General features: G+C 58.8%; 13 protein-coding genes and 2 pseudogenes. 7 read left to right on the top strand and 8 right to left on the bottom strand.

All coding sequences use genetic code 11. The annotated features are described in order from the left end of the window. On the top strand, positions 1–248 hold a 248-nt coding region (locus YY7_RS55750; protein ID WP_035691978.1), incomplete at its 5' end, for a c-type cytochrome. 1541 nt (positions 249–1789) lie between these two features. Next, positions 1790–1999, top strand: a complete 210-nt coding sequence (locus YY7_RS0147570; RefSeq protein ID WP_028169145.1) for a hypothetical protein — start codon at positions 1790–1792, stop codon at positions 1997–1999. Positions 2000–2453: 454 nt separating this feature from the next. Here YY7_RS0147570 and YY7_RS61525 read toward each other — a convergent pair whose 3' ends face one another. Beyond that, positions 2454–2804 carry a BBE domain-containing protein gene (locus tag YY7_RS61525; protein ID WP_035692977.1) on the bottom strand — a complete coding sequence of 117 codons (351 nt, stop codon included), beginning with the start codon at positions 2802–2804 and terminating at the stop codon, positions 2454–2456. Between YY7_RS61525 and YY7_RS0147560 the strand changes: the two genes are divergently transcribed. Continuing rightward, a complete protein-coding gene (locus tag YY7_RS0147560) occupies positions 2778–3296 on the top strand; it encodes an EAL domain-containing protein (RefSeq protein ID WP_035692975.1) in 519 nt (172 codons plus the stop codon). The genes YY7_RS61525 and YY7_RS0147560 overlap by 27 nt on opposite strands. Positions 3297–4197: 901 nt before the next feature. Here YY7_RS0147560 and YY7_RS65405 read toward each other — a convergent pair. Both YY7_RS65405 and YY7_RS61520 read right to left on the bottom strand, forming a co-directional pair. Next, a complete protein-coding gene (locus YY7_RS65405) occupies positions 4198–4668 on the bottom strand; it encodes a septal ring lytic transglycosylase RlpA family protein (RefSeq protein ID WP_080664183.1) in 471 nt (156 codons plus the stop codon). A gap of 1173 nt (positions 4669–5841) precedes the next feature. After that, positions 5842–6012 (bottom strand): hypothetical protein, encoded by a 171-nt coding sequence (locus tag YY7_RS61520; protein WP_155255655.1) that lies wholly within the window; start codon positions 6010–6012, stop codon positions 5842–5844. 775 nt (positions 6013–6787) lie between these two features. Between YY7_RS61520 and YY7_RS59695 the strand changes: the two genes are divergently transcribed. Next, on the top strand, positions 6788–6985 hold the full coding sequence (locus YY7_RS59695; RefSeq protein ID WP_080664181.1) for a hypothetical protein: 198 nt from the start codon (positions 6788–6790) through the stop codon (positions 6983–6985). 898 nt (positions 6986–7883) lie between these two features. Further along, positions 7884–8129 (top strand): hypothetical protein, encoded by a 246-nt coding sequence (locus YY7_RS0147535; protein ID WP_028169143.1) that lies wholly within the window; start codon positions 7884–7886, stop codon positions 8127–8129. Between the two features lie 354 nt (positions 8130–8483). Here the strand turns inward: YY7_RS0147535 and YY7_RS64165 are convergent, their stop codons facing one another. From YY7_RS64165 to YY7_RS64885, 5 genes and pseudogenes are all read right to left on the bottom strand, one after another. After that, the gene (locus YY7_RS64165; RefSeq protein ID WP_245287688.1) at positions 8484–8630 is read right to left on the bottom strand and encodes a hypothetical protein; all 147 of its coding nucleotides are present in this window, start codon (positions 8628–8630) and stop codon (positions 8484–8486) included. 307 nt (positions 8631–8937) lie between these two features. Further along, complete coding sequence (locus YY7_RS61515) at positions 8938–9075, bottom strand: hypothetical protein (RefSeq protein ID WP_245287687.1); 138 nt, start codon at positions 9073–9075, stop codon at positions 8938–8940. A gap of 79 nt (positions 9076–9154) precedes the next feature. Continuing rightward, a pseudogene (locus tag YY7_RS57605) lies at positions 9155–10313 on the bottom strand (ISL3 family transposase); the annotation flags it as partial. A 69-nt stretch (positions 10314–10382) separates the two neighbouring features. Then, positions 10383–10745: pseudogene (locus YY7_RS62455) on the bottom strand (AAA family ATPase); the annotation flags it as partial. A gap of 206 nt (positions 10746–10951) precedes the next feature. Beyond that, positions 10952–11320 carry a hypothetical protein gene (locus YY7_RS64885; protein WP_349642724.1) on the bottom strand — a complete coding sequence of 123 codons (369 nt, stop codon included), beginning with the start codon at positions 11318–11320 and terminating at the stop codon, positions 10952–10954. Positions 11321–11654: 334 nt separating this feature from the next. Here YY7_RS64885 and YY7_RS0147505 point away from each other — a divergent pair, with 334 nt between their 5' ends. Both YY7_RS0147505 and YY7_RS0147500 read left to right on the top strand, forming a co-directional pair. Continuing rightward, a complete protein-coding gene (locus tag YY7_RS0147505; RefSeq protein ID WP_028169141.1) occupies positions 11655–11990 on the top strand; it encodes a hypothetical protein in 336 nt (111 codons plus the stop codon). Continuing rightward, entirely contained in the window at positions 11990–12292 is a 303-nt protein-coding gene (locus YY7_RS0147500; protein ID WP_028169140.1) for a hypothetical protein, read from the top strand. The genes YY7_RS0147505 and YY7_RS0147500 overlap by 1 nt, the downstream gene beginning before the upstream one ends. Positions 12293–12526: the final 234 nt, after the last annotated feature.

Here is a 12526-nt window from a genome sequence, read left to right as displayed (position 1 = left end):
AAGACTGCCGTGAGTGCCACGGCGAGAAGTTGACCGGCGGCGTGCCCGGGCAGTTGGCGCCGCTCGGACCCGACCTGAATCTGGTCAAGGACTGGACGCTCGCCGGCTTCACTGCGGCCATGCGCACCGGTATCGATCCCAACGGCCATCAAATCAGCGAACAAATGCCGTGGCGTTCGGTCGGGAAAATGGATGATGACGAGCTGGAAGCGATCTACCAGTATCTGACGCACATGCCCAACTCGTAGTGCAATCCTCGAGCGACAGCCCATTTAGTTTCTGCGTTCTTCTTGGCTATGGCCAAAAAAGCCAGTGAATAGTCCAACGACCGGCCGCCCGTGGCGATATTTGGGAATGTGTAGTGCTGGCCCGGCCGACCCTCGGCGCCAACGATGGCGTATCGAAGCTTCTACTTGCGCTGCTATTCTTGCCGCATCCGTTGTTCGAGGACCATCCCGATGACGAAGGCCACGCGGCGATTGTCGCAGGCAGGCGAGATCGAGCCAAACGCCGGCGGGGTTGGTTGAACCAGAACCCCCAAGTCCGGCTGGTCGCCGCTTATCGCCCGTCGCCGCGACCCGGCGAAAGACAGCGGCAGCGTGACTCATGGTAGGCCGGCATTTGCCGGCATCAAATCGACATTCGCGCACTGGGGGCGGCGTCAGGGATGGACCACGCCAAAGAACATCGCGCAAGCCATCCAGTTCACTTGTAAACCGTCGCTGGAGGCGACGAGCCAAAAACGGTTGCATAAATGCGCCCACGGCTTGGCTCGGGGCGGAGGTCGTCGGCTCCCACGCGCGAGCCTAAACCTTCGTATCATTCCTGGACCCCTTTGGATGGCCGACGGATTACCTATGTCCAATTGAGACGCTGGTCGCGATCGTCTTAGGATGCATACGTAGGAATTGCACAGGTTCGCAAAGTGTGTCGGTAAAAAAAGATCACTAACAGAGACGATGAGGTCAAGAGGAGACCACAATGTCCCACAGCTCCGAGAGTCTTAGATTCGGCAGATCTGCGCGATGCGCGGTTTGTGATGGCAAGTTTCGTCTCGTCCGATACTACTCGTGGCAAACCCCCCTTTGTTCGAAGAAGTGCCTCGGTCGTTTCAGAGCTCGCTGGGCAAGTGACCGCAATTGGCTGTCCTGGCTCCAAACTGCCTTAGACCACGCTTCAGAGAGCCGCCCGAGGTCGCTATGACGTTCCAGATCTCCCAACGAGGCAGGGAATACCTGGAAACAGCACAGACTTTGCTCCGCGCTGCCTGAACCATGGCTGACGGAGTGATTGCGAGGCAGCTTAGGGCGCTGGCCGACGACTATCAACGGCGAGCCGAGTTGATGCGGCCAAAGCATTCGCTCGAACAGTTCCCAACGCTAAGGCGAGTGGCCCAGATGACCTGATGGAGCTTTGCACATCACAATCCGCGGAACAGATGCTACTTGGAACGAACGGCCCGCGACCCAGTCACGGGCTTTTTTATTCCTTCGTTACCACCTGCAGAGGCCTGACATCCTATATTGATATGAATGATGATAGTCATCTAATAGACGTGGCTCACAAGTAGATCCCTTCTTTAGCCAACGCGTGGAGCAAACATGGGCGAAGTTATTCGATTGGTCTCGAAATCTGATCGCGAATGAGCCCACCCAATTCGACAGGCCCGCGTGATATATGACAGCATCTCTCCACCGGCTGATCCAGTCAGCGAGCAGCGGCGGGACTCATCGGTAAGTCATGCGGCCAGCGGCGCCAATACCCATCGTCGCAACGGGGGTCTCCTGTCGTGATCAAGATCATCGCCGTGCTCTGCAGTCTCTCCTCGCCGGCAAATTGTCACGAGCAGACGGTGACCAGCTCGGACGTCGCCGACGTGTTTGTGCAGTCCTGCCTGATCGGCGCGCCGCAGCTTGCCGAGTGGATGACACAGCATCCCGCTGAGTGGCTTGCGGCATGGCGCTGCGTGATCGGCAAACAGGGTGGCAGGGGAGCTTAGCTCTGCGTCTATGGTCTCAACTCGTCCTTCACAACATAGTCTCCCGCTAAAATGCTAAGCTCTTTCGCATAGCGAGAGCATGAAGAAATCTCCAGCAACCATCTTTCGAAGAAGAATCGGGATTGCAGAATCGAACGCTGACGCACGGTCGCTTTAGGTCCTTCAGCATGGCTCGCGTTCGTCGTCAGGATGACCGGCTTGATCATCGCCCGCGGCTTGGTGAGCTCCTTCGAGCGCGCCTTCGGTCCCCGCCTGAAAAGAAAATCGCCCGCCCGTAACTCCAGCGATTCGCTCAGCCTTCGGCTCTCTATATATTGATTTCAATACAGCACCAGCAAGGCTTGGGCGGCCGCGCGGAATTAAATCGAGCCAACCGAATTGAGAGTCGTGTGACCGCCTATTCAGTAGCAGCCAAGATCGCCAGCTCACCGTGATGCCGGGCGGCTTTGTCCAATCAGGTGGCCGGTATCACGTTGTGGTTGAGCCGGAACATGGCCGGGTCGTAGGTCTTCTTGACGGACGCCAAGCGCGCGTAGCGCTCCGGCCCGTAAATCGCCGCGCCGTCGGCCGCCTCATCCGGCGCGAGGTTGTTCACGAAACGCCGGTCGCCCTGCCAGGGCTTCATACCGTCGAGCAGCTCGGCGACCGACCTCTTGAGTTGCTGCTCCTGCGACAGCGGACCGGCCGCGACGCCGAGCAGGCTGTACGGGAGGCCCCTTGTCGCTACGGCGTTGGGCACCGCCGGCTCCCGGTCCCACGCCCCGTCAGCGCACTGCAGATGCGCCAGAAGAACTTCGTCGATCAAATTCGCACGATCATCGAGCAAACCGGTGCTAATCCTCGTCGCCTAAAAGTTGAACTTACCGAAAGCACACTAGTCAGCAATGTCGATGACGTAATAGCCAAGATGGATAAGTTGAAAGCAATCGGTATCAGCTTTAGCCTCGATGATTTCGGAACGGGCTATTCGTCCCTCTCATACCTAAAGCGTCTTCCTATCGATCAGCTCAAGATTGATCGCAGCTTTGTCAAGGATGTCTTAGTCGATCCTAATAGTGCCGCGATAGCCAAGATGATCATCGCACTTAGCAGAACTCTTGGTCTTTCCGTCATCGCCGAGGGCGTGGAAACGGAAGATCAATATACCTTCTTAGCGCGGTATGGGCGGCTCAATTACCAAGGCTATTTGTTTGGCCGGCCTCTTCCGCCGGAGGATTTCGAAAGGCTCGCGCGAGCTTTCTCGCCGCGTCAAGCTCCGAATCAGAAACCCGCTTCTGTCGATCGAACGTACGCATAGCCTATCACCTGCGAGATAAGGCTGCCTGACACGCGAGCGGTGGGCGTCCGCGTTATAGGGCTACGTTAAATCCTCCCGCTGGACGCCTTCCGCCGGCCGCGGGAAATCCCGCTGTGGAAGCTCAAGGCCTCGCTGAAATGCGGGTCATGTCGGAAGGGACGATACGCGCCGCCGATGCACATGGTCATCGTACGCGGCCCTTTGGTAGCATGATCAGAATTTCCTCTTCCAGAATACTTCGCTCCGTCGTCGGCGCGTTCTTCGCGCTGCCTCTGGTATGGCCGCGCCATTCCCTTGCAGCGCGGGAGATCCATCCGGTTCAGGCGCAAGCTTGATTACGGTTCCGACCCTTATCATGTCGCATCGAAACGACTCTTGCCGCGCCACGCCGCAGGCCGACGCTGAGATGTTGAAGAAGTGCCTGACAAAGACCAGCAAGGCCGAAATTGCGTTGCTCGACGGCGGCGATCCGCCCCGAGTCACCGCCCTGCGAGGCGAAGGCGGCGCATGGGTACTTCGGCATCGAAGCCAAGGCTGTCGACACCATCGCCGATTTCATCAATCGCAATAGCTAGTGACCACGCATACTGTGGACCGGCCACAATATTCTGATCGTTGTGCCACGCATGACCGCTATTGGCCCCAAACAGAACAACGCTTAAACGGTTATCATGTCGGCTGTCAGTGGCAGACCGGACGCCCGTCCATGCTCGCCTCCACCGCCGCTTGTGACCCTCAAGAGACATGCTCGGCCTTGAATGCTGCTGCAAATTGGTTTTACCTGCCCTTGCTCGATGCTGGAGACTGCGTCGAAGGACGACGCTATCGCCTCTCATGTCCTGATTCTTGTGTCTTTCCATTTCCTGCTGCGGTTGGAAGACTTTCCCTAGCAGGGACAAGCCTAGAGTACCTCAGCGCGAACTTGGGCCACGCCACGATCCGTAATCCCCAAGGTCCGCGCGGCGCCGAGCGAAAGGTCGAGGACGCGGCCATGAACGCTCGGTCCGCGGTCGGTGATACGAACGACTACCGACCTNTTGCTCTCAAGGTCGGTGACGCGAACTCGCGTGCCGAACGGCAGGCTGCGGTGGGCTGCGGTCAGTAAGCTCCGGTTGAACGAAGAGCCGCTCGCTGTCTTTCCTGTCCGATACGAATAGTAGGAGGCCTTTCCGGAAAATACTCGGTTGGAAGAACGAGTCGCTGAGCGATCGTCCGAACCACGTGTCGGCTGTGCTCCGACCGGAGGTTGCGATTGCGAATCCTGTTTAGACTGGTCGCGTGCCTCGGGTACCGGCTCTGCGTGTGCCTTTGGAATGATGGACCATCTCTCATCGAAGTTCTGTGCTGCAGCAGGGTCCGTGTGTATGCCCATCCAAGCCGGGGCGGCCGCAATCGCGACCATTCTGAAAATGAGACGCATGATCGGCCTCACAACAAATGGAAAACAAATAGACAATGCAAACTCATGAGGCACGGTTCCTGCACATGCAGAAATTCCCGCGTCAGCAAAAGATGAGTAAATTCTGACACTTTCGGGCTACAACGTAAGGCAATGCTTAGGCGCACCGCAGCAAGAAACGCGCATTTCGCTCGGTATGCTTTGTCGAGAGTTTGTTGCTTTTCACCCGACAAGAAGACAGTCGTCTCGATGCAGCGCATCGCACTTACAAAGGAGAGGAGGCAGATGTGGAGCAAACTANTGCGGCGCAGCGCGACATCCTAGAAATGGCGGCCACTGTTACGCATTCCTTTTGGTCCGCTGTACGCGCGATATTTGCTATTGGCCCATCCGCGAAGCGGTGGCCCCTCCAATTGAGGTCCGTTTAGCAGGCATTAGCGGACCAGATTTGCTCGCGCTGAATTTTTCGCACTAGACGGCCTTCCTCCGAGGCCGGCGATCTGGCTGAAAAGCCGCGGCGTACTCCGCATGCGCGGAGTATGAGGAGTTGAGGTGCGGTTAAAGCTCGTGCTGGTAGAGCGTCTATTCAGACTCAGCCGAGACAAGTTAATGAAGATCCCGGCGTTTGCTTGGACCTATGCGAGGTTCCAGCAAGCCAAAGCGTGGTCAGAAGCCACCGGCGCCTGGCGAACCATACGGGCGTTGGGCAGGGCGGCCCGCAACTACGTTGCACGTATCAAAGCAACGATATGGTGCCACTTCGCCACTGTTGAGGGCGATAGAGATCGGAGCTGAATCCCTGGCAGCATCGCCCGGCAAATCGGCATCATCGACAAGCTGCGGCGCGATCACGACACTCAACTTGTCACTGATATTGCGTCGTGCGACGCTACCCACGTCAAGCACTGGACCACTATTAAGGAGAGCTGGAGCCAGAAAGGTCGCCGGGCAACTGATTTCTTGGTTCTCCGGCCGAGAACATAGTTTCACTTAGGTTCTCGTGCGTGAAGTTCGATTGCACATGTGTCAATCTCGCTTTATGCGTCCAGATATTCGTAAAGGGGCTTTCCGTACTCGGTGGTGATGATGCAGACGTGCTTGCGCGGTAGCGCGTCAAGGGCGTGGCCTTGAGTGATTGAGCCATAGCTATGGCGACGGGCAGCCGGTCTTGCGGCTGGTGTTATCGAAATCATCATTATCCGCCTGCGCCCAAATCGTGAGATGAGCATCAGCGCGTGCCGTGCTGACGTTCAGCATGAACTCGTAGGCTGCGCGCTGCTTCGTCCCCACGGGCCAGCGCTTTTCATAAGCGACCATTTCGGCGTCGGTCCAGGCGCGCGGATTTCTTTCGATTTGCTGCGCTTGATCCCGTCGGACGGATCAAGTGCGAGCCCCTTCAGATCGTCGTTCGTGGCGGATTAGGATGCGAAACCTCTTCAGCGTGTCGAGTTTCGCGCCGGGCTTAGTCGCCAGCGGCATCCGTTCTTTCGTCAGCCCAGCTACCGCACGATGTCCGTGATCGCGGCGGATTTGGTTCATTCGATTGCGATAGCCTGATTTGCTTGCTTCGCCGAGTGACGCGAAGGGGAGAGTGAAGGAAGGCGCTCCCAAAAAATCGCTCTAGCTGAAGCATCCGCCGCTGCCGTTGCAGATTTGGACTGGTCCAAACCCCTATGTCCCAGAGAGGAGCGATATCGACGTGATGATGCAAACGACTGAGTCGTTGATTGAAACGATCTATGTTTATCCCGCGAGGGCACGTCGCTTAGGAGTGATCCCATCGAGAGGGAGCAGGAGCGTCTCCGAGACTGAACAGTTGCTCGCCGAACTGCAACATTAGCAGCAGTCGAAGCCGAAGTGAAAGAAGCGACGAAGAGCCGCCCCATCCTCCACGCTAAAGCTTTCGACTACTTCTTGCATCCCGCACCGTCTTGATCGTGGCCGGTAATCGCGCTATCAATCGATTTGATAAAACGTCGTGAGACTCTTCAGGGGAGCCTGTGACAATGAGTTGATGTTGCGCCGCTGCCTTACTTCTGCTTCATCGCGCCGACAAGTATGGTTAGAAATTTCATCACCAGGGGGAGCAACCGTGGCGAAGAAATCGAAGAAGGCAAAAACAAAGAAGATTGTACGCCGCGAATATTCCAAGTCCGATGTCAAAGAACTTCGGGCGCACTCAAAAGCCAGAACGCCTGTCGCTGCAATCGCGAAGCTAACAAAACGTACGGAAGGTTCGCTGCGGCAGAAGGCTAGGGCGCTGGGTATCCCGTTGGGACATCAGCGCTAGGCGTTGGTTGCGTCAGGCGTCTAATTCCCGGCTGCCACCGGTGGCGCTTCTTATCACCGTCCTTGTTCCACACGTCTTGCTTTTCAGCGTCGCTGTAATGCTTGTCGACGAAGTAGCTGCATGAGCCGTATTCGTCCGAGTCTCCGGAGTTTAGCCATGCCTCTTCGCACTCTCGTAGTTCATCACGAGTGATGGGAGGCGACATGCCATGGCGCCAGAACATTGTTCTTTCGTCGGCGTGTTCGCTTCACAACGTCCTCAAGCTCGTCCGGGTGCTTAAACTGGAACCAGCCATACGATTTATCCCCACGGAGCCACGCTTGTGCGTCAGAGTCGCGCGAAGCAGCGGCGCGATAGATTACGTTTGCGTGGTGCCAATGCCGTTACCGACCATTTGCAGGCAATGCCGGTGGGCTTGACTTAGGCTGACTAGCAACGTCCAAGCCGATCTCACGGACAAGTCGTGCGAACGCGGTGCGTGAATCTTTCTCTATCGCCACGGCAGCGTGAGGCTTAATTGAATTGTGCCGGTCCTTGAATGTGAGACCTTCGGCTTCAATCAGTTTGCGCGCCTGACCCGCGCGGGCAATTTTATGTGGTGCTCTTCGAACTCAAAGAGCGCGACCGTGCGTTTGAACCATGCCGCGCTTTCTTTGCTCAAGTGAGCAGGCGGCGTGGTCGTATGCGGTTTCGTCAATCTTTGCCAAAAAGCTTTTCCCGTTTGAAGTGAAACGTTTTTTCAAATCCCCGTCAGGGTGCATGAATCATCGACTGCCCCCGGTCGCGGCCCCATTTGCCTCAAAGACGCGGACGCCTCCTGGGTTGGCCCTCGGCCCCTCAATGGGAACCATCAGCGTCCGGGTCCGTTATCGCTGTTGGTCCGGCCGCAGGAGGACACATGGTGAAGATCGGATTTGCCATGGCAGTCGTAGCGATGCTCATCACTTCGGCCAAAGCCGAAGGCGTCAATGTGGCCCAGGTGGATATGCGAACCGGGCTACACTTCGACCAGCACGACCCCAGCTATGACAGCCAACGTCGGGCGTACGAATCCGGCGCTGTCGTTGGCGTCAGTGGAGACGCCAGACCTAAGCGGCGCGCAGTGCAGCGTTTGCCGGCCGGTGCTTCCAGAGCCAAGCGGTAACCAGGGTGGATAGGCACCGAACAGCACTAATCTTGTTCGCCGTCGCGCTAGCTATTGCGATAATAGCTGCGTCGGTGACGACGCTGCAGCGTGTCAACACTCGGCATGTCGCCAACGACGCACCTCCAGGCACGACGGGGCTTGCCCGTCCACACCCGCCACTTGATCGTGCTCCCGGTGCCCCCGTCCGTGAGTAAGCCAGGATAAGGCACGCCACGCCGCGAGCCGTAGGCCGCCGCACGTTAATCCGGCTCCATGGCTACAAAGGGCAGGCCGGCCGGTAGGCCGCTAGCTGGGCTTCCGATCACTCTATGGGTAGCCGAGACAGTTCGAGTACCTGGGTTGCCGTAACAGTCACTGTGCGGGCACGAGCGCCGGGGCGCCCTTGGCCTTGATCAAGAGCACCAGGAATTTCGCCGGCTGGCTGCCGCTTGCGTTCCGGTCGACGACATGAACGTCATCAGGGCCTTCATAGAAGCTCTGTCCTGGTGTCAGTGTCACCTGGTTGTCCATCCTTCCGCTGCATCACGACGGAGCCCTCCAGCACGTAAACAAACGCATGTGCATTGTGTCGGTGGATGGCGCTCGACCCGCCGGGCGCGTGCTCGACCGTGATAATCAGAGCTTCCCCGCCGGGATTCTCCGGAAGATCCTTGGACATAAGGGAGGTGACCTTGGGCTCCTGAGCCACCGCCGTGCCGCTCATGAGCCACAGAAGAACCAACGCGACGAGTTTGATCATAATCGCCCCTTTCGTTCGCTGCCTGGGACCCGCTCCTGACAGACTGGGCGGACCTCGGATGCGGGATCAGGCTGCTGTCTGTGAGCGGCGGAGCCATTCGTCGAAACCGATGCGGCCGAGGCGCGCCTCGCCCAACGGCACCAGCGAGTGCTCGTCAACCCGCCCGCCCCAGTATCGGGCCTCGGAATCACCCACGACTGTCATTCGGCCTGCAATATTGACCCCCTAAACTGGGGGACGGGCGTCCAAAATTGGCTCTGACGCAATTTTGATGCAGCTCCTTTCATTCTGCGCCAATCAATCTAGCTTGTAGCAGATCGATTTTCCCGCGACCGTACATTTGGCGTCTGACGAGCTTGAGACGCGTGATCTGCCCCTCAGTTTGTCCGTTGGACCAGGGCAAAGTGATTGCTGCTCGAACCGCCGCCTCATCCTTCGCGACGCCGCCTGGCGAACGAGGTGACGAGACTGGCGCGGGCGGGCTCAATCCATGGGATGAGGCCCGCCTGGGTTCTACGCCGGATCATCAGGTGGAATTCGGCGATGATCTCGCGTGCCTCGACCAGGGTTGGTACGCCAGCTTCGATCGCCGCGACCGTGACGGTCTCCGCTTTCGAGCAAGTCCCGGTCGATTGTCATCAGGCGCGCGATCGTTCTGACCGACGGAATCCTCTGAAGGTTCGTACGTCGGCCTTTTCAGCTCCTCGTCTGCGGGTCGCCCACTCGCTAATGACGCGGAGCGAGCCTCGGAAGCCACGCGCCTTTAAACGGCGCCAAAGTTGAGCCCCGTGTTGCAGCCGGACGCCCACTGATCGTCGAGCCATGGCAAATGCAGATCCAACGAACTTTGCCGGGTCCGGAAGACATCGTTGCGTTCGCCGCGGATCACCTGCCTTACCAGCTTCCTGCTATGGCCAGTCTGGCGCACGATCTGCTTGATGAGTATGTATCTGGCGCATCGATTTGCGGATGGCGTCAAGGAATGCCCGACTGGCGTTCTCCATCAAATGCCAACGCTCGGCGACCTGCACCGCGTGCGGCAGGGCCTTTGCTGCTGCTTCGCCATATCCCCCGCCACGGTCGCGGGCGACGACTAAGATCGTGGGATGAGCAGCCAGCTACGCTTGGGCGGTCGCGGGCTCACGATCCGGCAGCAAGGTGACTACCCGGCGCCTTTCCAGGTTGCAGATGATACTGGCGTATCGGTGATTGCGCCGCCAGGCCCAGTCATCGATGCCGATGACCTTGAGTGGATCGCCCGGCGAACGGCTGCGGCGTCGGACGACACGCAGGAGCGTGTCCTTGCTTACTGGCAGCATCAGCCGTCTTGCAAAGCCCGCTGCCGGCCGACCGCCAAGCGCCAGACCCAGGTGATGGACGATAGAGTCCAGCCTCGCCGTGCCTCGCGCAGATGGAGCTAATATCCCGTCGGCGAAACGCTCAGTTGTACTCGGTGAACGCCTTCTTGCGTTCATTAAGCACCTGGCCTCGACTTCGTGCTTCGTTCTCGTCGCCGGTAGGATATTTTCAAGCGCCTTCAACTGGTCTGCTACGTCGGCTTGATCGGCGCCAATATAAAAGACGGGGTTCGCCACGCCAGTTTCCCAGCGGAGGTTTTCGGCGATGAAATCACCGTTAAATACACAGACGCACTTCTCGAGGCCAGCCGGTGCCTTGGGATAGCTAAATTTTGCCGCGTTGGACATCTCAATCTCGAATGTGCATCCTTCGGGAAGTCGCTCCTGCTTCTTGCCGTGTTGAAGCGCCGCGAATATGCGGGAAAGGGTCGACTTTCCCGAACCGTTGAAGCCGTAGAAAAGATTGAATCTTTTGAGATCAAGGCTCGGCGTGGCGGCTTTACGCTCCGCCAACACGGCTGCGCCTTTGAGCAGACGAATGTTCTCGATGATTGCCACGGCCGCCCCAGCCCATTTCCTTTTCCCTTAGATTGGCATCCAAGGGCTAGAGAGCATTACTAGCAATCAAGCTCAGGTTGTAAAGCGGAGAACGGACCCCTACCAACGACTAATCCTCGTTGCAGCCTGGAGGGATTACCCAACCCAAGGGGACGAGGTGCAGGTCAGAACTGATCCTGCACGCGGTGATAGGCTGGATGCTTCGGATTCTTGACCTTGACCCAGTGCGTGCAGCGGCCCGCGACGTAGGCGCGCCCGCTGTGTTTCGAGACCATGCCCTCCAGCCCCATCAAACAGGCGTGCCGGAACAGGTCCGGCCCGATCTCGCCGAGCTCGTAAGGCGCAGCGTGGATGCCCTCGGTGCGGCGGGCGAGTAGCCGCGTGAGGTTGGTCTTGCGCATCGACAACGGCAGACGCCGGAAATCGTCGCCGTCACCAGCCAGCATGTCGAAGGCATAGAACTGGACCTCGTCATCGTGCCGCCTTGAATGCAGTGCGGCCCAGTCCGACATCCCGTCGACGTTGAGGACCACGGCCTCGCCTCGAGCACGAAATGGCTGGGCTTGAGCTTGCGCGCGGTCTCGACAATCCAGCGATAACGGTCCGTATAAGTCGTGGCCGCCCCTGCTTTCAGGCGCACGCGATCCGCCTCCCGGATGATCATCATCCGGTAGCCGTCATGCTTGGATTTCGTGGAACCAGTCCGGGCCAGACGGGACAGTATGGGCCATGACCGGCAGGGCGAATGCCAGACGCCTGCTCATCGAGGCGTATATATAAAGTCATGGACGAATTGCGAATCGGGTTTATCGACGCCCAGCCGCCGACGGGCTGGAACGCTGGTGTTCTGTCATCGTGAGGTTAGTGATGCGTTCCTCGCCCTCGATTGCCCCCGGGTCCGACCGGGATGTCTATCTGGTCCTCGACAGCTTCGGCAGCCGCCTTGGCCGCGCTTGGGTTGAGAACGACGAGGAGCACACCGACCGCGATACTTTGCTGCGTCACCTGATGGAGGGGCAGTACCGCAATCCGATCCGGATCATTTCCTTTAACACCAGCGAGGGCTGGTCGCAGGACGCCTCGGAGGAGATCGCCGCCGAGCTGCGCCAGCGCTGCGCCGAGCGCGGTGAGGTCCCGCCGACCCTGGAGAACTTTCTGGCGCGGCACGGCCACCGCGTCGATATCCAGCTTTCGCTGCTGTGATGAGCGACATCTCCAAGGTCGTGGAGTTCATCCTGCAAAACCACCGCGACGTGATGCAGCGCGGTCGCCTGCCGGTGTGGACCATCTATGATCGCCCTGCCGATTTCCCGGACTGCTACGTCGCGCGCATGTTCGAGGTCGTTGGCGGCAGCGAGGCGCCGCAGCCGAGTACGGTGATGCTGCGGACAGCCGGGCCGAACGAGGGACTGGAGATGCTGCGCGACGCGTTCGAGCTGGCGGGCCTGCGCTGCCTGCCGCGCTCGGCTGGCGACCAGCCACAGCTCGTGGAAAGCTGGGTGTAGGCTGGGAGCGACCGCCGGTCGCGCATGTTTTTTGTAGCTGCGGCACAAGCTGCACTGACAACTGGCAGCATTCATTAGCGCGAGCCGCCAGCGATCCAGCTGGCGCTGCCGATGGGGCTATAGGCCTTCAAGTCCGGTGCGCTGTTTGCGTTTGTGATACGCTGAATCGCCACAGCGCCGAGCGGCCTTTGCCTTCACGCGCGACCATGCCGGCTTTTTCCAGCCGCCACAGAC

This window comes from Bradyrhizobium elkanii WSM2783 (assembly GCF_000472865.1).
GTDB classification, from domain to species: Bacteria; Pseudomonadota; Alphaproteobacteria; order Rhizobiales; family Xanthobacteraceae; genus Bradyrhizobium; species Bradyrhizobium elkanii_A.
This window is presented reverse-complemented; position numbering and strand designations above follow the sequence as displayed.